General features: G+C 44.0%; 24 protein-coding genes and 1 pseudogene. 16 read left to right on the plus strand and 9 right to left on the minus strand.

Translation table 11 applies throughout. The features are described 5' to 3' along the window. Positions 1–57 precede the first annotated feature (57 nt). Positions 58–642: a Crp/Fnr family transcriptional regulator gene (locus GGD38_RS09640; RefSeq protein ID WP_375298207.1), complete on the plus strand. Its 585-nt coding sequence runs from the start codon at positions 58–60 to the stop codon at positions 640–642. A gap of 72 nt (positions 643–714) precedes the next feature. Continuing rightward, positions 715–1,278, plus strand: a complete 564-nt coding sequence (locus GGD38_RS09645) for a DinB family protein (protein ID WP_375298206.1) — start codon at positions 715–717, stop codon at positions 1,276–1,278. A gap of 39 nt (positions 1,279–1,317) precedes the next feature. Here GGD38_RS09645 and rimM read toward each other — a convergent pair whose 3' ends face one another. The 5 genes and pseudogenes from rimM to GGD38_RS09670 form a co-directional block, all read right to left on the minus strand. After that, positions 1,318–1,833, minus strand: a complete 516-nt coding sequence (gene rimM / locus GGD38_RS09650; RefSeq protein WP_375298205.1) for a ribosome maturation factor RimM — start codon at positions 1,831–1,833, stop codon at positions 1,318–1,320. A gap of 328 nt (positions 1,834–2,161) precedes the next feature. Next, positions 2,162–2,383, minus strand: coding sequence for a hypothetical protein (locus GGD38_RS09655; RefSeq protein ID WP_375303752.1), 222 nt, complete (start codon positions 2,381–2,383; stop codon positions 2,162–2,164). Positions 2,384–2,413: 30 nt separating this feature from the next. Beyond that, positions 2,414–2,590, minus strand: a pseudogene (gene rpsP, locus GGD38_RS09660) (30S ribosomal protein S16); the annotation flags it as partial. A gap of 177 nt (positions 2,591–2,767) precedes the next feature. Continuing rightward, positions 2,768–4,084: a signal recognition particle protein gene (gene ffh, locus GGD38_RS09665; RefSeq protein WP_375298204.1), complete on the minus strand. Its 1,317-nt coding sequence runs from the start codon at positions 4,082–4,084 to the stop codon at positions 2,768–2,770. A 163-nt stretch (positions 4,085–4,247) separates the two neighbouring features. Continuing rightward, entirely contained in the window at positions 4,248–5,117 is an 870-nt protein-coding gene (locus tag GGD38_RS09670) for an RNA polymerase sigma factor RpoD/SigA (RefSeq protein ID WP_375298203.1), read from the minus strand. Between the two features lie 328 nt (positions 5,118–5,445). On the opposite strand from GGD38_RS09670, the gene GGD38_RS09675 reads away from it, so the two are divergent. Then, positions 5,446–5,826, plus strand: a complete 381-nt coding sequence (locus GGD38_RS09675; protein ID WP_375298202.1) for an START-like domain-containing protein — start codon at positions 5,446–5,448, stop codon at positions 5,824–5,826. Here the strand turns inward: GGD38_RS09675 and GGD38_RS09680 are convergent. Next, positions 5,823–6,434, minus strand: coding sequence for a hypothetical protein (locus tag GGD38_RS09680; RefSeq protein WP_375298201.1), 612 nt, complete (start codon positions 6,432–6,434; stop codon positions 5,823–5,825). The two genes, GGD38_RS09675 and GGD38_RS09680, sit on opposite strands and share 4 nt — an antisense overlap. A gap of 278 nt (positions 6,435–6,712) precedes the next feature. On the opposite strand from GGD38_RS09680, the gene GGD38_RS09685 reads away from it, so the two are divergent. The 5 genes from GGD38_RS09685 (at position 6,713) to GGD38_RS09705 (ending at position 12,155) form a co-directional block, all read left to right on the plus strand. Next, positions 6,713–8,203 (plus strand): LptF/LptG family permease, encoded by a 1,491-nt coding sequence (locus GGD38_RS09685; RefSeq protein ID WP_375298200.1) that lies wholly within the window; start codon positions 6,713–6,715, stop codon positions 8,201–8,203. Between the two features lie 173 nt (positions 8,204–8,376). After that, entirely contained in the window at positions 8,377–9,360 is a 984-nt protein-coding gene (locus GGD38_RS09690; RefSeq protein WP_375298199.1) for a cation diffusion facilitator family transporter, read from the plus strand. 248 nt (positions 9,361–9,608) lie between these two features. After that, entirely contained in the window at positions 9,609–10,970 is a 1,362-nt protein-coding gene (locus GGD38_RS09695; protein WP_375298198.1) for a dipeptidase, read from the plus strand. Between the two features lie 87 nt (positions 10,971–11,057). Then, entirely contained in the window at positions 11,058–11,459 is a 402-nt protein-coding gene (locus tag GGD38_RS09700; RefSeq protein WP_375298197.1) for an RNA-binding S4 domain-containing protein, read from the plus strand. Between the two features lie 285 nt (positions 11,460–11,744). After that, positions 11,745–12,155: a hypothetical protein gene (locus tag GGD38_RS09705; protein WP_375303796.1), complete on the plus strand. Its 411-nt coding sequence runs from the start codon at positions 11,745–11,747 to the stop codon at positions 12,153–12,155. On the opposite strand, the gene GGD38_RS09710 is transcribed toward GGD38_RS09705, so the two are convergent. Beyond that, positions 12,136–13,194, minus strand: a complete 1,059-nt coding sequence (locus GGD38_RS09710; protein WP_375298195.1) for a response regulator — start codon at positions 13,192–13,194, stop codon at positions 12,136–12,138. The two genes, GGD38_RS09705 and GGD38_RS09710, sit on opposite strands and share 20 nt — an antisense overlap. A 137-nt stretch (positions 13,195–13,331) precedes the next feature. Here GGD38_RS09710 and GGD38_RS09715 point away from each other — a divergent pair, with 137 nt between their 5' ends. The 8 genes from GGD38_RS09715 to GGD38_RS09750 all read left to right on the plus strand — a co-directional run bounded on the left by GGD38_RS09715 (position 13,332) and on the right by GGD38_RS09750 (position 22,434). Continuing rightward, the gene (locus GGD38_RS09715) at positions 13,332–15,728 is read left to right on the plus strand and encodes a heavy metal translocating P-type ATPase (protein ID WP_375298194.1); all 2,397 of its coding nucleotides are present in this window, start codon (positions 13,332–13,334) and stop codon (positions 15,726–15,728) included. Positions 15,729–15,949: 221 nt separating this feature from the next. Continuing rightward, positions 15,950–16,114: a cbb3-type cytochrome oxidase assembly protein CcoS gene (gene ccoS, locus GGD38_RS09720; RefSeq protein ID WP_375298193.1), complete on the plus strand. Its 165-nt coding sequence runs from the start codon at positions 15,950–15,952 to the stop codon at positions 16,112–16,114. A gap of 38 nt (positions 16,115–16,152) precedes the next feature. Next, positions 16,153–18,267, plus strand: coding sequence for a cytochrome-c oxidase, cbb3-type subunit I (gene ccoN, locus GGD38_RS09725; RefSeq protein ID WP_375298192.1), 2,115 nt, complete (start codon positions 16,153–16,155; stop codon positions 18,265–18,267). A 5-nt stretch (positions 18,268–18,272) separates the two neighbouring features. Next, positions 18,273–18,431 (plus strand): CcoQ/FixQ family Cbb3-type cytochrome c oxidase assembly chaperone, encoded by a 159-nt coding sequence (locus GGD38_RS09730; protein WP_375298191.1) that lies wholly within the window; start codon positions 18,273–18,275, stop codon positions 18,429–18,431. Positions 18,432–18,451: 20 nt separating this feature from the next. Next, positions 18,452–19,639 (plus strand): cbb3-type cytochrome c oxidase N-terminal domain-containing protein, encoded by a 1,188-nt coding sequence (locus tag GGD38_RS09735; RefSeq protein ID WP_375298190.1) that lies wholly within the window; start codon positions 18,452–18,454, stop codon positions 19,637–19,639. 35 nt (positions 19,640–19,674) lie between these two features. After that, positions 19,675–21,075, plus strand: coding sequence for a cytochrome c oxidase accessory protein CcoG (gene ccoG, locus GGD38_RS09740; RefSeq protein ID WP_375298189.1), 1,401 nt, complete (start codon positions 19,675–19,677; stop codon positions 21,073–21,075). 196 nt (positions 21,076–21,271) lie between these two features. Continuing rightward, complete coding sequence (locus GGD38_RS09745; RefSeq protein WP_375298188.1) at positions 21,272–21,715, plus strand: FixH family protein; 444 nt, start codon at positions 21,272–21,274, stop codon at positions 21,713–21,715. A gap of 14 nt (positions 21,716–21,729) precedes the next feature. Continuing rightward, a complete protein-coding gene (locus GGD38_RS09750) occupies positions 21,730–22,434 on the plus strand; it encodes a sulfite exporter TauE/SafE family protein (protein WP_375298187.1) in 705 nt (234 codons plus the stop codon). Here GGD38_RS09750 and GGD38_RS09755 read toward each other — a convergent pair. Both GGD38_RS09755 and GGD38_RS09760 read right to left on the minus strand, forming a co-directional pair. Next, entirely contained in the window at positions 22,431–22,661 is a 231-nt protein-coding gene (locus GGD38_RS09755; RefSeq protein ID WP_375298186.1) for a hypothetical protein, read from the minus strand. The two genes, GGD38_RS09750 and GGD38_RS09755, sit on opposite strands and share 4 nt — an antisense overlap. A gap of 36 nt (positions 22,662–22,697) precedes the next feature. Further along, on the minus strand, positions 22,698–24,251 hold the full coding sequence (locus tag GGD38_RS09760) for an ATP-binding protein (RefSeq protein WP_375298185.1): 1,554 nt from the start codon (positions 24,249–24,251) through the stop codon (positions 22,698–22,700). Between the last annotated feature and the right edge of the window lie 61 nt (positions 24,252–24,312).

Consider the following 24,312-nt stretch of genomic DNA (forward strand, 5'->3'; position numbering starts at 1 on the left):
CACCACTTGCCTTTTTACCTACTAGCCTTTTTCCTAATTTTACGAAAACTCCCCCATTTGGAAGAGGCACTGGAACACCTGAAAAAACACGTTTACGCCATGCACCCGCTCAGTGATGAGGCCTGGCGTGAAATGGCGGGCATTTGGCAATTACAACATTACAAACGGAAGACCATTTTAACCGCTGCCGGTGAAACCGAACGGCATGTATATTTTGTGCTGAATGGCGTGCAACGCATTTTTTATATCGATGCCCATCACGAAGCAACACTGGTGTTTACTTATCCCTATTCTTTTTCAGGCATCGCCGATTCTTTTCTTACCCGGCTTCCTTCGCGTTATTTTTTAGAAACCCTTACCGGCAGTACCATGCTACGCACTACGCACACACAGTTTCAACAGCTGATAGAAAAACACCGCGACATAGAAAAACTCATCAGCACATTTACGGCATTCGCCCTTATGGGCGTGTTGGAACGGCATGTGGAACTGTTAACGTTCAGCGCCGAAGAAAAGTTCAGGACCCTGCTGAAACGCAGCCCGCACGTACTACAACTTATTCCACATAAATACCTGGCCTCGTATATGGGCATGGATGCCACTACGTTTAGTAAATTGATGGCGACGGTGAGAATTGAATAAATGTTGGTTTGCGCCAAGATTTTTGTTTTTAGCCCCCGGTAGCTTTGTATTAAAGAACAAAACAAATTATCAATGAAAAAAGTACTGGCTACATCCCTGCTCGAAACATTTCAAACCGATACGCGGCATATTATGCTTAGAACGGCCCAGCTGCAACAATTACCAACAAGCAGGCTGTTACAACAACCCGCGCCTGGCCGCTGGAGTGTAGCCCAGGTTATTGAACACCTAAACACCTATGGCCGTTATTATTTGCCAAAGCTGCAGGAAGCTATTAATAATAAAAACGAAGAACCTGTGGAGTGGTTTGTACCGGGCTGGCTGGGCGGCTATTTTACCAAAAGCATGATGCCTAAACCCGATGGCACCATAGGCAATAAAATGAAAGCGTTTAAGGATCACACGCCTGCCCCCGAACTGGATGCAGTTAAGGTTTTACAGGAATTTGAGCAGCAGGAAATATTGTTGTTGCAGTTGCTCGATAACGCGCAACAGGTAAATCTGAACCGGGCACGTATTCCCGTATCCATTGCACCTTTTATTAAATTAAAAATGGGCGATGTGTTTGGGTTTGTTATAGCACATCACCAGCGGCATTTTGTACAAATTGATAATACGTTGAAAGCTCTTTCTTAGAAGGGCCTTGTCAACTCGTTAACTTGTTAACTCGTCAACTTAACCATAGATATCTAAAAGACCCTCGGGTAATTCCACCTGTACCTGTTTCTTCTTTTGATCGATCTTCAGCAGAAAGTCTTCATGTATAGGAATGAAGGCTTCTTTGCCTTTATAATCAATGCGGCAAAGCAACTGGTGCGGCTGTTCTATCACTTCCAGTATTTCGCCCAGGTCTTCACCTTCATTAATGATGTGAAAACCCAGCAATAAAATGGCGGCTGTTTTGGCTACATATTTATCAAACTCTTCGCGGGGAAGCCAAACCTTTTTTTGCATCAGACGGTGGGCATCTTCCTTTGAATCGATACCCTCAAATTTCAGAAAGATCTCTTCGTCGTTTTTGATTCGGGTATCGGTAAGGAAGTAAGGAAGCATTTCATCTTTCTTCACTTCTATAAAAATGGTCTCCAGGCCCTTCAATGAGGTTTTCTTACCCAACTGGTGGTGCAACACCACTTCGCCTTTTACCCCAAAAGTGGCCACTATTTTTCCAACGCTGTGATAGTTAATCATATGCCCGGCAAAGGTAAAAAAACCAATTGGCAATAGACAATCGACAATAAGCAATCCTTCAACTCAGATGGCAGTTTTTGAATCACTTCACAGGGACCTTACAGGGACATAGCAGGGACCTCACAGGGACTTTGCAGGGATTTTTCCCCTGTTATGTCCTTTTGAGGTCCTTGTAAGGTTCTTATAAGTTCCCCATGAAACCCATTTAATTTATGTTTAAAAGGCAAAAAAAGGCGGCCATTCCCCTAAAAAGGAATGGCCGCCGTAAAAGAAAAAATCCCAGCGCTTACGCACCGGGATTTAACAAGTTGACAGCTAGCTATACTGCTTAATTATCTCTGCGTGGTCTAACAGGCGGGCCACCAGCACCTCTGCGAGGTCTTCTATCCCTGGCATTGGTTTCCTGACGCTTTTTAACCTGTACTTCGTGCTCAGCATGCCACTTCTGGAATTTCTCCATAGCGGTAGCTTCGTCGAATAGACCCAGTTTCACACCACGCAACAAGTGTTTCAGGTACAATACACCTTTGTATGACAGAATTCTGCGCACAGTATCAGTAGGTTGAGCGCCTTTGTGCAGCCAATCTAAGGCTTTCTGGCGATCTAACTGAATTGTTGCAGGAACTGTAAGAGGGTTGTAAGTACCTAACTTTTGGATAAACTTACCATCACGCGGAGAGCGTGCATCGGCCACTACGATGAAATAAAAAGGTCTTTTCTTAGACCCATGGCGTTGCAGTCTGATTTTAACTGGCATCTTAAATAGAAATTTAAATGCGTGAACAAATAGGGTTACTTTCCATTATAACGATTGCAAAAATAACAATCGAACTGATTTTTCCAAATTTATTAATTCATGTGCACAATTTTCGCTTAACTCCAATATTTCCTGTGAAAAATGAATAAAAATTAAGCAAAAATTGAACCTACTTTGTTATTTCTTCATGCCCATTCTTCCCATCGGCATCTTATTCATCATTTTCATCATCTGTTTCATTTGCTCAAATTGCTTCAAAAACGCATTTACCTCATTAAGATCTTTTCCTGAACCTTTGGCAATCCGTTGTTTACGGCTCATGTTAATCAAATCGGGGTCTTCGCGTTCGGCCCTGGTCATGGAATTGATCATTGCCTCAATGCCTTTGAATGCATCATCACTGATGTCGATGTCTTTGATGGCTTTACCAACCCCGGGGATCATTCCTAACAGGTCTTTGATATTACCCATCTTTTTTATTTGCTCAAGCTGTTGTTTAAAGTCTTCGAAGTTGAACTGGTTCTTCCTGATCTTCTTCTCCAGCTTGCGGGCTTGTTCCTCGTCGAACTGTTGTTGTGCTTTTTCAACCAGGGTGGTAATATCACCCATACCCAAAATACGCTGGGCCATACGCTCGGGGTAAAACACATCGAGTGTATCGAGCTTTTCACCACTACTTACAAACTTAATGGGTTTTTGAACCGTGTATTTGATCGAAAGGGCAGCACCACCACGTGTATCACCATCGAGTTTGGTGAGCACCACACCCGTGAAGTTAAGTCTATCGTTAAACGCTTTTGCGGTGTTCACAGCATCCTGACCCGTCATGGAGTCAACTACGAACAGGATCTCTTGCGGATTAACGGCTGCTTTTACATTGGCAACCTCGGTCATCATGGCCTCATCGATGGCCAGGCGGCCGGCAGTATCGATGATCACCACGTTCTTATTTTTGCTGCGGGCTTCTTTGATAGCGTTGTTAGCTATGGAAACGGCGTCTTTATTTTCGGGCTCGCTGTAAACGTCAACTTCAATTTGACTACCCAACACTTTCAACTGGTCGATGGCCGCAGGGCGGTAAATATCGGCAGCTACGAGCATGGGCGAAAGGCGGCCTCTTGATTTGAGGAAATTGGCCAGTTTGGCGCTAAAGGTGGTTTTACCTGAACCTTGCAAACCGGCGATGAGAATAACAGCGGGATTTCCTTTGGCGTTGAACTCGCTTTCGGCGCCTCCCATCAGCTCAACCAGCTCGTCCTTCACGATCTTAACCATCAACTGGCCAGGGCTTACGGCAGTTAATACTTTCTCACCCAGCGCTTTATCTTTTACGCGGTCGGTAAAATCCTTGGCTATTTTATAGTTTACATCGGCATCCACCAGGGCGCGGCGAATGTCTTTTACGGTAGCGGCAATATTCAGTTCCGTGATCCGGCCCTCGCCTTTTATCTGTTTTAAGGCGGATTCGAGCCGGTCGGTAAGATTTTCAAACATAACTTCCTGTTTTTCTCAATTCATTTAAAACCCTGAGCGGAGCTGAAGGGTAAAAGCAAAAAAGTGAATATACCCTAAGTTATATTCACTTTATGGTCTGCAAATTTACAGGAAGTAAATTTTGTTTGAGTAAAGTTTCTTTTGCCGGCTATAAGTTTTTAGGTTAAACGCCCAAATATCCCCGCAGGGCCTTTGAACGTGAATTGGTGCGCAGTTTTGTAATTGCTTTGTCTTTGATCTGGCGTACCCGTTCGCGGGTGAGATTAAATTTATCTCCGATATCCTCCAGGCTCATGGGATGATCGACACCTAATCCAAAGAAATAGCAAATCACTTCTTTTTGCCGTTCGGTTAGCATTTTCATTGAGCGCTCAATCTCTTGTTTAAGAGATTCCTTGTGCTCGATGTTGGTTTCTGCCCGCTCTGCATTGTGGTTTTCCAACACATCTATAAGGGTATTGTCTTCCCCTTCAGAAAGTGGTGTATCCATGCTAACGTGCCGGGCAGCAATGCCCAGGGTAGCAGAAACCTCTTCGGTTTCCAGTTCGAGCAGTTCGGCCAGTTCTTCGGGCGAGGGTTCGCGTTCGTACTCCTGTTCCAGTTGCGAAAATGCTTTCTGGATCTTGTTTGTTAACCCTACTTTGTTTAATGGGAGCCTTACAATGCGCGATTGCTCAGCTAATGCCTGAAGAATGCTTTGGCGAATCCACCATACGGCGTAAGAAATGAACTTAAAACCACGGGTTTCATCAAAACGCTGCGCTGCTTTAATGAGACCCAAATTACCCTCATTGATGAGGTCTGGTAACGAGAGGCCTTGATTTTGATACTGCTTGGCTACGGATACAACGAACCTTAAATTCGCTTTCGTTAGTTTGTCAAGGGCTGCCTGGTTTCCTTGCTTGATCAAACCCGCGAGTTTTACTTCTTCTTCGGGACTGATCAATTCAACTTTTCCGATCTCCTGCAAGTATTTTTCAAGGCTCTGAGATTCACGATTCGTAATTGATTTCGTGATCTTGAGTTGCCGCATACTCATAGGTAGGACATTTTAAAGGGTTTTTTAGGTTAATAACGGTCAATGGCTTTCAAAAAACGAAATACCTGTCCTATTTGTTATATGAACAAGCATTTTGTTCTTAAAAAACTATAAAAATCTTTCCACCTAATATAGCCATTTATCCCATTTTTCTCAAAAATATTCGTAACCTACTGAGCATCAGATATATGAAAATATTTTACTTATTTATTCATTTTTAGCATGTTTTACGTCATTTTGCCAAAAAAAAATTTTGGGGGTAGGATATATTTTCTATAATTGCACCATTGGTATTTTCAAAAAAGATCAATACAAGGGTTAGATGAGTAAGAAACAAATTTTTACGTTAGAGTATCCGGTAAGATGTTCTCCTTCCATTTTATACGAATTCTTAAGCACCCCCGCAGGTTTGCAGGAGTGGTTTGCAGATAAAGTAGACGAAAGAGACAATGTATTCAGCTTCTCCTGGAACGGAACTACAGACAAGGCAGAGGTTATGGAAAGCGAAGAAGAAAAGTTTATCAGGTTTCATTGGTTGCATGCACCCAAAGAGGAATATTTTGAATTCAGAATTGAGAAATCAGAAGTAACGAATCAGACCATCCTCGTAATTAAAGACTTCGCAGATAAAGGTGATGTTAAAGACCAAAGCCAGTTGTGGGGTTACCAGGTTAAGGACCTGTTTCACCGGCTCGGTAACTAACAACCGATGGATTTGATAACAGTTTCGTGTAGATCAATCAATAATTCCTTTGACTGATTCCATTGCGGAAGTGATATTTTAGCGGATAGCTTGCAAAAATTATTAGCCAGCAGAATTTCTTCTAACGCAGATGAATTCAACTGGGTGAGAAGCTTGTAATTGTCTTCTTCAAATTCATGTCGCCATTCTTCTGCACTTACACATACATAAAATTGCTTTGAAGCAAGCAAGGATAAATTTTTAAGCAGTGTTGGCAGATACTGCTTTTTATATTTCCCCTTTAAATGAAGGGTAACGCTAAAAAAATGCCCCCACCAGAACATGGTACGGATGGCAAAAGCATCTTCACGGTTAAAAAAACGCGGATAATCGAGCATTACCCAGGGTAAGCCCCTATAATTTTCCCCTTTGGAGATCTTTGGTGAAGGCACCAGCACTTCGGCCGGCAAAATACCTTCGCCAGCCTCAAAATTGTCACGCAACTCATGGGCCACATCGCCAAACAAAGCATAAACTTTCTCAATAATTGTATTCTTTGTTAAAAGCCAACCGGCATTTTGCACCAACGATAATTCCTCTGCCGAAAGCTGTATTTTTGCGACGCCCATGGGACAAAATTACAAGAACCAAATCACAAGACCCAAGGACCAAAAAAATCGCAGGTTGCTGAAAGCCATAGAAATTGAAATTTGAACTTTGAGTTTTATTTGGATCTTGGAATTTGAGTTTTTTAGTTTTATTTGGAACCTGGAAATTGGAATTTGTGATTTCCTTTTGGATCTTGGAAATAGGAATTTGAGATTTCCTTTTGGAACCTGGAAATTGGAATTTGAGATTTCCTTTTGGATCTTGGAAATTGGAATTTGAGATTTTTTTAAGAATACTAATGATAAAGAAACTCGACATACTTGTATTGCGATCGTTTATCGGACCCTTTATCGCAACCTTTTTCCTTACCCTGTTCGTATTGATATTACAGTTCTTCTGGCTGTGGATCGATGACTTTGTAGGAAAGGGTATGGACACCTTTACCATGCTGCGCCTGGTACTGTACCTGAGCGCCACCCTGGTGCCGCTGGCCCTGCCGTTAGCAATATTACTATCCTCCATAATGACCTTTGGTAACCTGGGTGAAACCTTTGAACTGGTTGCCATTAAATCGGCCGGCATTGGGTTGTTACGATTTATGCTGCCCCTTACCGTGGTAGCCATGCTGTTATCGTTTTTGGCTTTTATGTTTAACAACTATGTTATTCCTATTGCCAACCTGCGGATGAAGACCCTGCATTACGATATCGTTAATAAAAAACCGGCCTTCGACCTTAAAGAAGGCGTTTTCTATACCACCATTCCCGATTACGCCATCAAGGTCTCAAAAAAAGAAAAGGATTCCATTTTACACAATGTGGTAATTTATGAGAACAGCACCGGTCCGCAGGATAACATCGTGATTGCCGAAAAAGGCATCATGCGTGTTTCCAATAACCAGCGCTTCCTGGAATTTATTCTCTATAATGGTTGGCGTTATGAAGAACAAGGCAACCGGTACAGTAACGACACCAAATTTATTAGGCTGGGTTTTAAAGAATATAAAAAAGTGCTCGACCTGAGCGCCCTGGCATTCAACCCTACCTCAGACAGTGCCTATAAAGATCGCTATGAAATGTTAAGCAACTGGCAGTTGAGCAAGAACGTTGACTCGTTGCAGAAAAGCCTGGCTAAATTCACCGAGCGTGATACCCGCGAACTGCAAGGCTATCTTACCTTTTCAAAATATCTCGATACGGGTTGGGTTGATGTAAAGGCGCCACCTGTTAAAAAAGGCAAATCATTTTTAGAGCAGTTGCCCGACAGCCTGAAAATGTCGCCAACCGATATTACCAAAGCATCGGTAAAACAAAATGTGCTCGATCAAAGTATCTCCTATGCCAACTCGCTGAAATCATCTATAGAAGGCCCCTCATGGGATTACGAAGGCAAAAGGAAAGAATTGCGCATGACAATGATGACCTACCACGAAAAGATCACCATGTCAGTTGCCGTATTGGTATTGTTCCTTATAGGCGCCCCGCTGGGATCAATTGTACGTAAAGGTGGTATTGGTACACCCGTGGTATTTGCAGTTGTATTCTTTGTGATCTTCTTCCTGTTGAACAATTTTGGTAAGAAGTTCGTAAAAGAAGATGTGCTGCAACCCGCTGCCGGTATGTGGCTGGCCACTGCCGTACTGTTGCCTATAGCCGTTTTCCTTATCATCAAGGCACTGAACGATTCCCAGTTATTCAATAAAGAATTCTATTACCGCGCGTTCAGAGCAATACGCAAACTGGTAAAGAAAGAGAAAGTTGTTCCTAAAGAAGCCCCACAGGTAAGCTAGGCTGTTTATCATATTAAGGTTTGTAGTTTCAGGTGCCGGTTCCCAGTTACCGGTTACCGGGAATTAATAATTGATTTGGATTAAGAACTGGCCACTGGAAACCGGAAACCGGTAACACTACCCTAATTTCCGGGATCACTAAAACTTGAAACGATACAAACTAAGAATCACACATGACTTCCGGTAAGGAAAATCTTCGTATACAGAAATGGGTGGTGACAGTGGCTGTGCTGCTGTTCATCATAAAAATGGTTGCATTTTGGGTTACCCAATCTGTGGCCATCCTTACCGATGCACTTGAAAGCACGGTAAACGTAATTGCCGGTTTTATTGGTTTGTACAGTTTGTACATAGCATCAAAACCCCGCGACGAAAACCATCCTTACGGACATGGGAAGGCCGAGTTTTTATCGGCCGCGGTTGAAGGCACCCTTATTATTGTGGCCGGGCTGGTGATCGTTTACGAATCGGTCCTTCATTTTATATATCCGAAAGAACTGCAACAGCTTGACCGTGGTATTATACTGGTGGCCATAACCGCCGTAGTGAATTTTGTTGTTGGCTTCATCAGCATTCGTAATGGTAAAAAGAACAATTCGCTGGCGCTGGTAGCCAGTGGTAAACACCTGCAATCAGACACCTACTCTACCCTGGGCATTATACTTGGGCTGGTATTGATAAAACTCACTGGCCTAACCTGGCTCGATAGTGTAACGGCCATTGTGTTTGCGTTTATCATCATGTATACCGGTTACACTATTTTGCGGCATTCGCTGGCCGGTATTATGGATGAGGCCGATAAAGAACTGCTGCAAAATATGCTATCGGTATTGAACGCCAACCGCCGCACCAACTGGATAGACCTTCACAACCTGCGGGTGATAAAGTATGGCGGTCAGTACCATATCGACTGCCACCTTACTGTGCCCTGGTACCTGAATGTAATAGAAGCGCATAAGGAAGTAGAAGAACTGGGCAGCCTTATAAAAAAGGAGTTCGGTACCGTGTTTGAATTATTTGTACATACCGATCCCTGTCTTGATTTCAGCTGCCCCATTTGCACCAAAGATGATTGTATGGTGCGTAAGCACAGGTTTACTAAGCAGATAGAATGGACGCTGGAAAACGTATTGAGGGATAAGAAACATAGTTTGTAACTTATTTGAATGCGTGAAGCTGCGGCGGGTGAACAAGCAGGTTGACAAGTTGACGAGTTAACAAATTGACAAGGTAAAGGCGAGAGGGAAATACAGGGAGTTCGAAAGAAATAGCGAGTCTCGAATAAAAGCCCACTAGCCATTTACCACTTACCACTAGCCATTTACTACATGCCACTGGCTCACAAAAAACCATATATTCGCTTCCTGTTCCATAACTATATTTATTACAAAATAAACTCATGATTATGCAAGGCTGGAAAGACTACCAGGAGAAGAACAAAGATCGCTTCCTGGATGAATTACTGGAATTGTTACGCATTCCTTCGGTGAGCGCCAATAGCGACCACAAAGAGGATATGAGAAAATGCGCGGAAAAAGTACAACAACGTTTGCTCGAAGCCGGCGCTGCCACAGCTAAGGTATATGAAACAGCCGGCCACCCGGTAGTATATGCCGAAAAGATCGTTGATCCTTCTAAACCAACCGTACTGGTATATGGCCACTACGATGTACAACCACCCGATCCATTGAACCTTTGGCACAGCGGTCCGTTTGAGCCCGTTATAAAGGATGGCCGTATTTATGCACGCGGATCTGCCGATGACAAAGGACAATTCTACATGCACGTGAAGGCGTTGGAAATTCTTTCCAAAACCAACTCACTCGAAAACAACATTAAGTTCCTTATAGAAGGTGAAGAAGAAGTTGGTTCACCCAACCTGGCCGATTTTGTGGCCGCTCATAAAGACCTGTTGAAATGCGACGTGATCCTCATCAGCGACAGTTCTATGATCAGCATGGAAACACCCAGTATTGATATTGGTGTTCGTGGACTGGCTTATATACAGGTTGAGGTTACGGGCGCCAACCGCGACCTGCACAGTGGTGTGTATGGTGGTGCAGTAGGCAACCCTATTACCATGCTGGCAAAAATGATAGCCTCGTGCCACGATGCCAACAACCATATTACCATCCCCGGTTTTTATGATGATGTAGTTGAGAGTACACCAGAAGAAAGAAAATTAATGGCCGAAGCGCCATACGATGAGGCTGATTACAAAAAAGACCTGGGTGTACAGGAACTGTGGGGCGAAAAAGGTTATACAACCAATGAGCGCACCGGTATTCGTCCAACCCTTGAAATAAATGGTATTTGGGGCGGTTACATTGGCGAAGGCGCCAAAACTGTACTGCCGTCAAAAGCATACGCCAAGATCTCTGCGCGTTTGGTGCCCAACCAATCGAGCGAGAAAATAACGGAGATGTTATTACAGCATTTCAGAAAAATAGCACCGGCTGGTGTAACCGTAAAAGCCGAAAACCTGCACGGTGGCGAACCCTATATGACGCCTATTGACTCAAAAGCATACAAGGCAGCAGCACAAGCCATTGAAACCACCTTTGGCAAAAAGCCTATTCCGGTTCGCGGCGGCGGTAGTATTCCTATTTGCTCTATTCTTGAAAAAGAATTAGGCGTTAAGATCGTGTTCATGGGCTTTGGCCTCGATAGCGATAACCTTCATTCACCTAACGAGAAATTCGACCTGGTGAATTTTTATAAAGGCATTGAGACCATTCCATATTTTCATAAGTATTTTGCTTCGTAAATAAGCGCCAAGTGTATAAGAGGCGTTCCGATGGATCGGGACGCCTTTTTTATTTATCTTTGGAGAGATAAGAAGAAGGAGAATACTATGAGCAGCAATACTGAAAAATCTGACAAACTTCGGGTGGATAAATACCTGTGGTCTATTCGTATATTCAAGACACGCTCACTGGCTGCAGCAGCGTGCGACAGCGGAAAAGTTAAACAGGAAGGAACCGCCATAAAAGCAGCCAAACAGGTACATGTGGGCGATGAATATGATGTGAGAACAGAGGGCCGCCTGTGGCGAATAAAAGTCACCGGTCTGTTGCACACTCGTGTACAATATTCAGAAGCCATCAAATATTATACAGATATAACACCTGCTGAAGAGTTGGAGCGCCTTCAAATGGCTCGCCAGGCATCGAGTTTTCATACCGGTAAACGGCTTAGTAAGGTGGGGCGCCCTACCAAGAAAGAGCGGCGTGATCTTGATGAATTTATGGATTAGTTTGTAAGAAGAAGGTGGGTTTTTATTAACTATCTGTTTCAGGTTACAAGATGCAGGTTACAGGGAAATACAAAATACATAAATGCCTTTCCCTGCAACTTGAAACCTGTAACACCGCCTTAACACCTGGCAGAATCAATTTCATCATCAGGCCCCTGGTAACTGGCAACCGGAAACTGGCAACACCCCCACCTGATGAAAATCAGCGCCAATGACCCTTTAGATCATTTTATCTCCCTCCCATACAGAATAGCTTTGTAATAGTGATAATTTAAACTATTCTGTATGTATTTGGAAATTAACGGGGAACGACTGATCAGCGATATACAGCAGGACTTTGGCGCAGTTTATCCCTTTTTAAAGATAGAGTTCTTCCGCAACGGCACAATACGCCGCGACCGGTATCCCGTAAACAAGCTAATTCCAGCCACCCAGCCGGTGAAAACCGCCTGGCACTATAAAAAAGATAAGGGTCAACTGACCCTTTCTGACGGCATGACCGTTACCGATTTTGAAAATGCATTAATGGACCAGTTTGGTCTTTCGGCCCAGGTATTCCGCCGCTCGGGCAACATCTGGCTCGAAACAACCATCACCGATAACTGGACGCTGAAACAACAGAACGAACACGGCCGCGAAATAACCGTTGGCCATAACCGCATTGGCAATAAGGACCCTAGTATAACAGATTATTGAGTTTTTCTAAATTCAATATCCTAATCTTTCCATCCTTTATTTCAATTAGCTTTTCCGATTTAAAATCACTCAGCGTGCGAATCACCGACTCGGTTGCCGTTCCAATATACTGGGCAAAATCTTCGCGCGAGATCTCGATCAGGGCCGGGTCTTTTTTCTCTTTATTGAACTTCTGGTGCACATCTATCAGCGCCTTGGCCACCCGTTTGCGTAATGAGTCATAGGCCAGTCGTAACAAACGCTCTTCCTTTTCCTTTACATCATTGGTAATAAGCTTTATGAACTTGGCCGCTACCGACATATCGTTATACACCGCCTGCAAAAAGTTATCCTTGGGAATTGCAATCACCTCGGCATTCTCCAACACTTCGGCCGTATCGGTATAAGGCAGGTTTTCGAGCAACGCCACATGACCTATATATTCGTTTGGCCCGTATAAATTGGTGATGTATTCCTTACCGTCCTCGTGGATCTTGAATGTTTTGATCTTACCGCTTTTCAAAAAATACAGGTGGCGGGCATGTTTGCCTTCGGTATACAGCACCTGTTTTTTCATATAGCTTTCGCTGCCATATTTATCTGCGTCAACTAATATTAAACCGGTACCGCTAAGGTCCTGCATCAGTTTGCCGGCACCCTTCTCCCCTGTTTCATAACTGCTTTGCAGTATGTTCAGTTTCTTTAAACGGATCTCTACAGCCTTCAGTAATTCCAGGTCATCAAATGGTTTGGTGATGTAATCATCGGCGCCCATTTCCATACCCTTGCGAAAATCGCCGCGTTCGGCTTTGGCGGTAAGAAAAATAAATGGAATATGTTCTGTCTCCGGATTTTTTCGCAGCAGGTGCAATACGCCATATCCATCGAGTTCGGGCATCATTATATCGCAAATAATGAGATCGGGCTTTTCTTTAATGGCAGTTTCCATTCCTTTTTTTCCATTTTCGGCGGTATGGGTTTGGTACCCGGCAAGCGCCAGAATTTCGGCTGTGTTCTCCCTGATGTCCGTATTATCGTCAATAACAAGTATCCTGCTCATGTTATTTATTGTTAGTGGTTCAATTATGTGGCAAATTAGTATTTTTTTTCTCCCTGAGCAGTATCATCCCCCCGGCTGATGCGCATCATTCTACCCCGAAAAACGCCATTTTACTTTCGTTGCTTAAATGTAGAACTATGGCCGAAGCCAAAGTGCACAATCATTTGCTGTGTTTTCATTGTGGCGAAGTTTGCCCAACTACCAACATTAGCGCTGAAGATAAACATTTTTGCTGCGAAGGCTGTAAAATGGTATATCAGCTGCTGAACAAAAGCGGTTTATGCGATTATTATTCCCTGAACGAAAATCCTGGCCTCAATCAACGCATTCCCGTACGTAAAGATAAGTTTGCCTTTCTGAACGAAGAGAACATTCAACGGCAACTAATAACGTTCACCAACGAACAGCAAACCCATATTACCTTTTACCTGCCCACCATCCATTGCAGCTCGTGTTTGTACCTGCTCGAAAACCTGCACCGGTTGCAGCCCGCCGTTATCAGTGCTTCGGTAAATTTTACCCGTAAGGAAGTAAGTATTATTTACAATCATAATAACCTGTCGCTGCAAAAGCTGGCCGAACTGTTAACCAGCATCGGGTACGAACCATACATAAGTTTACAAAACCTGCAAAACCATAAACCCGCAACAAAAAAACGCCTTATATATCAACTGGGAGTAGCAGGTTTTTGTTTTGCCAATATCATGCTACTGAGCTTTCCTGAATACCTGGGGCTTGAAGCAGCAGACATACAATTACAGGGTATTTTCCGCTGGCTGAACGTACTGCTGGCCCTGCCGGTTTTCTTTTACAGCGCCCTGCCATTTTATGAAAGCGGCTGGAAGGGATTAAAACATAAGTTCCTGAACATCGATGCACCCATTGCACTGGCCATTATTGTAACCTTCTCGCGCAGCATGTATGAAGTGATCAGTGGAACCGGCGCCGGCTACTTCGATTCCATGAGCGGTATTGTATTCTTTATGCTGGTGGGCCGCGTGTTGCAGGATAAAACCTATCAACAATTGTCATTTGAACGCGATTTCACTTCTTACTTTCCGGTAGCAGCTACCCTGGTGAAAGACGGTGCAGAAGTACCCATATCGTTACCTGAAATAAAGGCTGGCGACACCCTGTTAATTCACAGCAATGAACTGATACCTGCCGATGGTATTTGCACCCGTGGCAAAGCCTGTATCGATTACAGCTTTGTAACCGGTGAATCGTTGCCCGTAAATAAAGAAATGGGCGAAATGGTGTATGCCGGTGGCAAACAAACCGGCGGCGCTATTGAAATACTGGTGATAAAAGAGGTAGCACAAAGTTATTTAACAAGGTTATGGAGCGCCGATGCATTTAAAAAGAACAGTGAGCCCAAAAGCGTTTCATTTGTTCACCTGCTGAGCCGTTGCTTCACTACCATTTTATTTACCATAGCAGCGTTTGCAGCCACTTATTGGGCATTGCACGATAGTACTAAAGTATGGAACGTGATAACCGCCGTGTTGATCGTTGCCTGCCCCTGCGCCCTGTTGCTTTCCAACACCTTCACCAATGGTAATATCCTTCGAATACTGGGCCGCAACAAGTTGTATATGCGTAACGCCCAAACCATTGAGGATATGGCCAACATTACCCACATTGTATTTGATAAAACAGGCACCTTAACTACCACCCAACAACAAGAGGTAATTTATGAAGGGCATACATTAAACAAATATCAGCAACAGGCCGTTGCCAGCCTGGCCGCTCAAAGCAGCCATCCGCTGAGCCGCGCACTGGCTGCACATTTCGGCCATCTAAAACGCCTTTCTATTGAGGAGTTCCACGAAATTCCCGGCAAAGGCATTGAAGGTATGGTTGGGGATGATTGGATCTCACTGGGTTCGCATTCGTTCATCGTAGGCGCTTCTGGCGCAATTGACCATTCAACAAAAGTGTATGTTTCAATAGATGATAAAGTATATGGCTGCTTCACTTTGCGAAATCATTTTCGCGAATCGGTTGCCCCATTAATAAAAACACTGGCAACGCGGTACAGGTTATCGGTGCTATCGGGCGACAATGCAAACGAACGCAGCACACTGCAACAAATGATGGGCGAGAATGCCATCCTGTTGTTCAACCAGCAGCCCGCCGATAAACTTCATTACATAGAACATTTACAGGAAAGTGGTGAACGGGTAATGATGATAGGCGATGGGCTCAACGACGCCGGCGCGCTTAAGCAAAGCAATGTGGGTATTGCCCTTACGGAAGATTGCAACAATTTTACCCCCGCCAGCGATGCTATTATGGATGCCAAACAGCTATCTGCATTAAACAGGTTCATTCGGTTATGCCGGGCCAATAAACAAATAGTGATCGCCAGCTTTATACTTTCCATTCTGTACAATATTGTAGGTCTCAGCTTTGCTGTACAGGGCGTTCTATCGCCAATGATCGCAGCCATACTGATGCCTGCCAGTTCGCTCAGCATTTTATTAGTAACATTCGGATCAAGCAATATAGCTGCAAAGCTGTTGCGCTGCTGATACGGTTTTCCCTTGTAATGCGCCCGCTTCTTTTTAGATAAGGGAGGTCGCTCTTGCAGAGCGGCTTCCCTTTACTCCGCAGATAAGGGCGAGCACCCTTTGAAAGGTTACCCGCCCTCTCCCCCCTTCATATGATTAAAATCAGTTTCATCTCTGAGTCATGTCATTAAAAGCCTTTCGCGCTGAAAATACTTTTGTAGGGTAGTAAATCAACCGTCTTTATGAGCGCCATTGTCATACTTTTGATCGCGAGTATATCAGTAGCCGCCATTTTTTTGGCCGCCTTTATCTGGAGCGTACGCACGGGGCAATATGATGATGAATTTTCTCCACCCCAGCGTATCCTGTTCGACAACAAGCCTTCCTCAAACAATTCGAACCAATAAAAAACCCACTAAACATTTTCAAATCAGAATATACCTATATGCAAGTAGAGCAATTTCATTATGACAACAAGATCGTTAAACAGTTCGCCTATGCCACGGCGCTGTGGGGTGTTGTGGGTATGATAGCTGGTTTATGGGCAGCCATTCAGCTTTATGCTCCGGGCGCCGCCCTAAACTTTGCCCCAACTACGTTTGGCCGCTTACGCCCCGTGCATACCAATGCGGTGATCTTCGCATTTGTGGGCAACTGTATTTTTACCGGTGTTTATTATTCGCTGCAACGCTTGTGTAAAGCGCGTATGTTCAGCGATAAACTTAGTAAACTTCACTTCTGGGGCTGGCAGGGCATTATTGTAGCGGCAGCACTGACCCTGTTACTTGGTTTTACCACCGGTAAAGAATATGCCGAACTGGAATGGCCTATTGATATCGCCATCACCCTTATATGGGTTGTGTTTGGTATCAATATGTTTGGCACCATCATTAAAAGAAGGGAACGCCACCTGTACGTAGCCATCTGGTTCTATATTGCCACCTGGGTTACCGTTGCTCTTTTGCATATTGTAAACTCATTTGAAATTCCCGTATCATTCTTTAAAAGTTATAGCTGGTTTGCAGGTGTGCAGGATGCGCTTGTACAGTGGTGGTATGGCCATAATGCGGTAGCATTCTTTCTTACCACACCCATCCTTGGCTTAATGTACTACTTCCTGCCAAAAGCAGCCAACAGACCAGTTTATTCATACCGTCTTTCTATCATTCACTTTTGGGCACTGATCTTTATTTACATCTGGGCTGGTCCGCACCACTTGTTGTATACTGCCCTGCCCGACTGGGCACAATCACTGGGTACCGTTTTCTCGATCATGTTGCTGGCTCCCAGCTGGGGTGGTATGTTGAACGGTTTGTTCACCCTGCGTGGCGCCTGGGATAAAGTTCGGGAAGAACCCGTGCTGAAATTCTTTGTGGTTGCCGTTACCTGTTATGGCATGGCCACTTTTGAAGGCCCTATGATGTCGCTGAAAAGTGTAAACGCTATTTCTCACTTTACCGACTGGACGATTGCGCACGTGCATATTGGCGGTTTGGGTTGGAATGGCTTTATGGCCTTTGGTATGTTGTATTACCTGATACCAAAAATGTGGGGCACTTCACTGTACTCGAAAAAAATGGCCACCAACCACTTCTGGCTGGGAACTATTGGTATCATTATATATGCCGTACCGTTATACTGGGCTGGTTTTACACAAGCGCAAATGTGGAAGACGTTTACCGAAGAAGGCCAGTTGAAATTCCAGTTCCTTGAAACAGTTACACACATCATCCCCATGTACGTTACCCGTAGCGTTGGCGGCGCCTTATACCTGCTGGGTGCATTGATAATGGTGTATAACCTGTATAAAACAATTAAGCAAGGTAGTTTCATTGCCAACGAAGCCGCAGAAGCAGCCCCGTTGGAGAAACCTGTCAGTCATGCAAAAGAATACTGGCACCGCTGGATTGAGAAAAAACCAATGACCATGCTGGTGTTTAGTTTAATAGTGGTAGCCATTGGCGGTGCTATTGAAATGGTGCCCACCTTTTTGGTTAAAAGCAATGTGCCTACCATCGCCAGCGTACAACCTTATACGCCGCTTGAATTACAGGGCCGGGATATTTATGTGCGAGAAGGCTGTTATACCTGTCACTCACAAATGGTGCGCCCCTTCCGCGATGAGGTAGCCCGTTATGGCGAATACTCAAAAGCCGGTGAGTTTGTTTACGATCACCCATTTCAGTGGGGTTCAAAAAGAACGGGGCCCGATCTGGCGCGTGAAGGTGGTAAATACCCCGATAGCTGGCACTACAACCACATGATGGACCCACGTATTATGTCGCCCGGTTCTATTATGCCTTCCTATAGCTGGTTGCTCGATAATAAAATTGATACGTCATCAACGCCAGCAAAGATCAGGGCCATGCAAACACTGGGTGTGCCTTATCCTGCAGGGTACGATAAAATTGCCAACAAAGACCTCATTACACAGGCCAATGGTATTCGCATCAGCCTGAAGATGGATAAAATAGAAACGCCAAAAGATGCAGAGATCGTAGCGCTGATAGCTTACCTGCAACGCCTTGGTAAAGACATTAAAGCAACAGCTAAACAATAAGCATCATGAAATTCATACATTATTTAGAAAAGATAACCGGTGTAAGTATTTACCCGTTGATCTCGTTCGTCATCTTCGGTTTGTTCTTTCTGGTAGTTCTGTTGTGGGTATTAAAAACCGATAAGCAGAAGATCGTAGAAGTAAGTCGTATTCCTTTAGACTAAAAGCCCTAAAACATTATTATATGCGCGGTATTTATAAATCGTTCCTGACAGGTGCTGTCCTTATATGTGCTGCCCCTGCTGCTTTTGCAGCGGGGGGCGGACAGCCACCCAAAGAATCATCTATGTATGATCCCTTTGTTATTACCATGATCATTATTATGGGCATTCTGCTGCTGGCCATTGGCATACTGGCGAATGTTGTAATGGGAGCTGCCAGTTATTATTATCAAAAACAAAAAGAGCGCGAGCAACAACAAAAGTCAGGCGCCTCTGCTGCAGCTGCTGTTACCACCCTGTTGTTGTTATTGTTTGCAGCCCCGGTGTTTGCACAAAGCGGCGATACAACAGCCGAAGCTACAGCCACTGTACAAACTGTTAGCTCATTCGGTGGTTTATCGCCCACGGCTTTCTATTTTATAGTGGGCGTTATTGCCGCAGAACTATTGGTGATCTTTGTACTATTGTATCAGTTGCGCGTGTTCCTGGGTAAAGAAAAACTGCAGCAAAATTTAGCAATCCAGCCTAACAAAAAACCAGCTGTAAGCTTCTGGGACAAAATGAACAAACTGAAGCCCATTGAGCAGGAAGAGTCGATCACTTTACATCACGAATACGATGGCATCAGGGAACTGGATAACCGTTTACCACCCTGGTGGCTATATGGCTTCTATATCTCTATCATTTTTGCCGGTATTTACTTATGGCGTTACCACGTTTCACACACTGCGCCATTAAGTGGTGAAGAACTGCAAATTGCGATGGCAAAAGCAGATGAACAAAAAGCGGCCTACCTGAAAAAATCGGCCAATAACGTTGATGAGAATACGGTAAAAATGTTGACTGAGGCTGCCGACCTGGCTGGTGGTGCAAAAGTATTCACACAAAACTGTGCCGCCTGCCATGGTAAAGCCGGTGAAGGTATTGTAGGCCCCAACTTAACAGACGATTACTGGTTGCATGGCGGCAGTATAAAAGATGTTTTTAAAACCGTTAAATATGGCTGGCCCGAAAAAGGCATGCGCAGCTGGAAAGACGATCTTTCGCCCGTGCAAATAGCCCAGGTTTCGAGTTATATTAAATCAATACATGGTACCAACCCGCCCAATGCAAAAGCCCAACAGGGTGAATTGTATAAAGAAGAAGGAGCGGGTAATACTACTCAGGTAGATTCAACTTCAAACAAAGTAGCTACGGCTACAGATAAATAAACCAGCAAGTGCAAACTGAAACAAACATATCCTCCGTGTTAAAAGAAAAAGAAGAATCGTTCCGCGACAGGATAGCGACTATTGATGAATCGGGTAAACGGAACTGGATCTTTGCGCAGAAGCCAAAAGGAAAATGGTATTCGGCCCGCACTTACATAAGCTGGTTCTTCTTTATCATGTTCTTTACTTTGCCATTTATTTATGTACATGGCCGGCCTTTATTTCTTTTTGATGTAACACAGGCTAAGTTCATACTATTTGGCAAAGTATTCTGGCCACAGGATTTCTTCATCTTTGGCCTGGCCATGATCACCTTCATTGTGTTCATTGTTCTTTTCACCGCTGCCTTTGGCCGTTTGTTCTGTGGCTGGGTTTGTCCGCAAACCATCTTTATGGAAATGTTCTTTCGTAAGATTGAATACTTCATTGAAGGCAGTGCTGCCGAACAAAAGTTGCTGGCCAAAGCGCCATGGACGGGCAAAAAGATCTTTAAAAAGGTAAGTAAACACAGCGTATTCTTTTTCTTCTCCTTTATCATCGCCAATTTCTTTCTGGCTTATGTAATTGGCGTAAAGGAGCTGGGCAAAATAATTACCGAACCGGTAAAGGACCACATAGGCGGTTTGCTCTCCCTGCTTGTTTTTTCAGGGATCTTCTATGCTGTATATGCCTTTTTCCGGGAACAGGCCTGTACAGTAGTATGCCCATACGGACGGCTTCAGGGCGTACTGTTAGATCGCAATTCCATGATCGTAGCGTATGACCATAAACGCGGTGAACCCCGGAATAAATTTACTAAAAAGGCTACCACCGATCATGGTGATTGCATCGACTGTATGCAATGCGTTAAGGTTTGCCCCACCGGTATTGATATTCGCAATGGTACCCAAATGGAATGCGTTGGCTGCACAGCTTGTATTGATGCCTGTGACGCCATTATGAAAAAGATCAACAAACCATTAGGACTGATAAGCTATGCCTCGGAGAACGGTATAGAGAACAGGGAACCGTTGAAGTATACCGGCCGTATGAAATTGTACACCGTATTGCTTAGCATTCTGGTGATCATTCTTGGCTTTTTATTATTTACGCGTAAAGATGTTGATGCCACCATTATACGTACACCCGGAATGTTGTATCAGCAACGGGGAACCGACAGCGTTTCGAACCTGTATAATATTAAGGTTGCCAACAAAACAATAGATAAAGTACCACTGCAATTAAAGCTTGAAAATGTAAGTGGCAAAATTGAGATCATTGGCGAACATCATTTTATTGCAGTAAAAGAAGAGGGACAGGGTGCAGGAACGTTCTTTGTGATATTGCCGACCAATATTATTCATCAAAGAAAATTGCCTATTAAGATAGGATTGTATAATGGTGGGGAGAAGGAGGATGAGATTAGTACTAACTTTTTGGGGCCGGTAGCTGAGTAGTTGACTTGTTGACGAGGAAGTTGAAAAGGTGATACAGTTGATAGAGGTGATAAAGGAAAAACAAGCTATAAGGGAAGCCAGCCCCCCACCGGGGGAGGGAGGGGGCTCATTGCCGATTGCCGATTCACGATTGCCGAAGATGTTACTAAGAACCGAAATAACAACCACAAACAATAAACAATCTAAAAAATAAACAATGACATTCAACTGGGGACACAAACTAACACTCGGCTTCATTGCCTTCGCCGGCATGATCGTTTACATGGTGGTGCAAAGTATGAACACCCGTTACGAACTGGTGTCGAATGAATACTATAAAGATGAACTGCAATACCAGCAGGTAATAGATGGCGCCAGCCGCGCCAACCAGCTTAGCAGCAAAGCTACCGTTACACAACAAAATGATGAACTCATTATTCAACTGCCGGCCGAAATGCAGCAGAAAACAATAACCGGTTCCCTGTGGTTCTATAACGCCACCGACTCGAAAAAAGATAAAAAAATGGCATTACAGGTGAACGACCATGCCACCCAAATCATCGATAGCAGGTTGTTCTTACCCGGTAATTATACCGCCAAACTCAGCTGGGCCGGCAATAGCGAAACTTATTATAGTGAAGTACCCGTAACCATTCATTAAACAAATCATAGGCCATGTGGCAGGCAGCAATTGCAGGCGTCTTATTAGGACTTGTTAGCAGTTTTCACTGTGTGGGCATGTGTGGTCCGCTGGCATTGGCATTGCCCGTGCATCATTTGCAAAGATTGCAACAGGCTTTGGCAATAGGATTGTATAATATTGGCCGGGTGCTTACATATGCTGCAATGGGCGGGTTATTTGGCTGGCTTGGCCGCGGTATATATATCGCAGGTTTTCAGCAATGGTTCTCTATCGTTATGGGTATTGTGATACTGGTGCTGGCTGTTCTTTTTTACTTTATGAACAAGTCTTTTAGTCCGGCATGGCTACGCGGTTTTCACGGAGGCATACAACGCATTATGGGTAAGCTTTTGCAAAAGCCGCGTTTGGTGCATTACCTGTTACTTGGTATGGCCAATGGGTTATTACCTTGTGGTATGGTTTATCTGGCCATTGCAGGTGCGTTAAGTACAACAGGTGTTGAACAAAGTGTATTGTTTATGGCAGCCTTTGGCGCAGGCACTTTACCTGCCATGCTTATACTATCTTTCTTTGGCTTTCACATCAAATTATCGTTACGGCAGCAAATGAAAAAAGCAGTACCGTATATTATTGCCGGTATGGCCGTGTTACTTATTTTGCGCGGTATGAACCTGGGCATTCCATTTGTGAGCCCGGTGCTGGCCGATGCGCCACAACCGGTTATCAGCTGTCATTAATTCCTTTTATTTACATCCTGGTAACCCCATTCTTCGTTCTCCCCTAATTCGGGACCATTATAGTTTCCAAACTTTATTATAGTAAGCGCCATCCATACCACTACAAATGGCGAAAGGGCAAATAATATATTCACAAGCATTTCCGATGCACCGGTCAACAAAAAATTAGTATACAACACCAGGTACACGGTTGCGAAAGTGGTGGCAAACGCAGGACTTCGTAACATAACTAAAAGTTTATGTTATTAAGTTACGCCAATTTTCTAAGCTAAAGCAGGCAGATCTATGGTGATGGTAGTACCCTCGTCGAGCACGCTGTGCACATTGATGGCGCCATGCAACAACTCTACATAGCCTTTTACAATGTGCAGACCCAAACCGGTACCTTGTATATTTATGGCATTTTTCCCTCTATAGAAGCTGCTGAATAAATGCTGTTGATCTTCTTCTGAAATACCTATGCCCTGGTCTTTTACCGATATCACCATTTGGTTGTTGGCATTACGCGCCCTGAGGGTAATAATGCCTTCCTCTGGCGAGAATTTTACGGCATTGCTCAACAGGTTGATGAGAATATTCTTCAACAATTTTTTATCGGTACTGAACTGCGTATCACCATCCAGCTCAACCAGTATTTGCTGACCCGGTTTGGCTATAGCCTTCATTTCCTCTGCTATTTCATCGAGGAACTCTTTTATTCCAATGAGCTCGGCTTTTGCCTCTACTTTTCCTTCTTCCAGTTTTCCTAACGAAAGCAGGTCTTCGAGCAGGTCGTTCAGATGTTTTACCGAATCTTTTATACGCCTGATGTGGCGTTCGCGCTTATCCTGTTCTTCTGTTTTTACATATTTTGATAACAGGGCCGCAGATGATAGCACCGTGCTCAATGGTGTTCTAAACTCATGCGACGCTGTTGACACAAATCGCGATTTGATCTCATTCAGCTCTTTCTCCTTATTCAGTGCCTCGCTAAGGTCTTGCTGCGATTTTTCCAGCTCCTGTAATGCTTCTTTAAGTATAAGCGTTCTTTCTTCTACTTTATTTTCCAGTTCGGCATTTAACTTTCTAATGTCGGCCGATACTTTTTCCAGTTGTTCTTTTTGTTCAATAAGCCGGCGTTCGCTTTCCTTACGCTGCGTTATATCAACTACGAAGGCAATCACAAAGAACTCATCTTTTTGTTTGTAAAAGCTTAAACTTACTTCCACCGGCAGGTCGGTGCCATCTTTCATGCGGGCATACAGATCGCGGCCATGGCCCATTGATCTATTGGAAGGCATTTTATAAAATCCTTCGCGGTACTTATGGTGGTTGGGTTGAAAACGGCCCGGTATCAACACTTCAATGGTTTTACCCTGCAACTCATCTTTTTTATAACCGAACATACTTAGCGCAGCCGGGTTTATTAAAACGATCTCACCCTTTTGGTTGGTAAGAATAATGCCTTCGGTTGCATGTTCAAACAGGGCAGTTACCTGTTGTTTATCGCTTTCGGTGAAGCCATACAGTTTTTTAACGTATAGCACCGATATCATGATGAGCAACACGATAATACCCGAGAACATCTGTTGCATGATCATCTGTTGGCGGGTCATGATCTCATTGGGATAAAAAGTGGCCGCAATGATCAACACCAGCGATACGGCTCCAAATATTTTGGTATAGAGGTCGTTTTGCAGGAAAATGGTGAGCAAAATGGCCGTAATAAGACCGCCCACTAAAAAGCTGAACTGAGGATACAGGTATTGCAACACAGCCGTGCTTATCGTCACCACCGAGCAAAACAACAGTACATTAAAAGGTTTCTCTTTAAACATGGTACAACTGAAATCTGTAACAAATTACTGATATTGCTGCAATATATACTATTCACTGTTA

It is taken from the genome of Niastella sp. OAS944 (genome assembly GCA_024809215.1).
In the GTDB taxonomy this organism is placed as follows: Bacteria; Bacteroidota; Bacteroidia; order Chitinophagales; family Chitinophagaceae; genus Niastella.

Coding starts and splice junctions, on each gene's coding strand:
- GGD38_RS09715 (WP_375298194.1), top strand. CDS start 13,332: ATGGCCGAAGCCAAAGTGCACAATCATTTGCTGTGTTTTCATTGTGGC.
- GGD38_RS09750 (WP_375298187.1), top strand. CDS start 21,730: ATGTGGCAGGCAGCAATTGCAGGCGTCTTATTAGGACTTGTTAGCAGT.
- GGD38_RS09745 (WP_375298188.1), top strand. CDS start 21,272: ATGACATTCAACTGGGGACACAAACTAACACTCGGCTTCATTGCCTTC.
- GGD38_RS09705 (WP_375303796.1), top strand. CDS start 11,745: ATGTATTTGGAAATTAACGGGGAACGACTGATCAGCGATATACAGCAG.
- GGD38_RS09685 (WP_375298200.1), top strand. CDS start 6,713: ATGATAAAGAAACTCGACATACTTGTATTGCGATCGTTTATCGGACCC.
- GGD38_RS09675 (WP_375298202.1), top strand. CDS start 5,446: ATGAGTAAGAAACAAATTTTTACGTTAGAGTATCCGGTAAGATGTTCT.
- ffh (WP_375298204.1), bottom strand. CDS start 4,084: ATGTTTGAAAATCTTACCGACCGGCTCGAATCCGCCTTAAAACAGATA.
- ccoS (WP_375298193.1), top strand. CDS start 15,950: ATGAGCGCCATTGTCATACTTTTGATCGCGAGTATATCAGTAGCCGCC.
- GGD38_RS09680 (WP_375298201.1), bottom strand. CDS start 6,434: ATGGGCGTCGCAAAAATACAGCTTTCGGCAGAGGAATTATCGTTGGTG.
- GGD38_RS09755 (WP_375298186.1), bottom strand. CDS start 22,661: ATGTTACGAAGTCCTGCGTTTGCCACCACTTTCGCAACCGTGTACCTG.
- GGD38_RS09735 (WP_375298190.1), top strand. CDS start 18,452: ATGCGCGGTATTTATAAATCGTTCCTGACAGGTGCTGTCCTTATATGT.
- ccoN (WP_375298192.1), top strand. CDS start 16,153: ATGCAAGTAGAGCAATTTCATTATGACAACAAGATCGTTAAACAGTTC.
- GGD38_RS09730 (WP_375298191.1), top strand. CDS start 18,273: ATGAAATTCATACATTATTTAGAAAAGATAACCGGTGTAAGTATTTAC.
- GGD38_RS09645 (WP_375298206.1), top strand. CDS start 715: ATGAAAAAAGTACTGGCTACATCCCTGCTCGAAACATTTCAAACCGAT.
- rimM (WP_375298205.1), bottom strand. CDS start 1,833: ATGATTAACTATCACAGCGTTGGAAAAATAGTGGCCACTTTTGGGGTA.
- GGD38_RS09690 (WP_375298199.1), top strand. CDS start 8,377: ATGACTTCCGGTAAGGAAAATCTTCGTATACAGAAATGGGTGGTGACA.
- GGD38_RS09670 (WP_375298203.1), bottom strand. CDS start 5,117: ATGCGGCAACTCAAGATCACGAAATCAATTACGAATCGTGAATCTCAG.
- GGD38_RS09710 (WP_375298195.1), bottom strand. CDS start 13,194: ATGAGCAGGATACTTGTTATTGACGATAATACGGACATCAGGGAGAAC.
- GGD38_RS09700 (WP_375298197.1), top strand. CDS start 11,058: ATGAGCAGCAATACTGAAAAATCTGACAAACTTCGGGTGGATAAATAC.
- GGD38_RS09695 (WP_375298198.1), top strand. CDS start 9,609: ATGCAAGGCTGGAAAGACTACCAGGAGAAGAACAAAGATCGCTTCCTG.
- GGD38_RS09760 (WP_375298185.1), bottom strand. CDS start 24,251: ATGTTTAAAGAGAAACCTTTTAATGTACTGTTGTTTTGCTCGGTGGTG.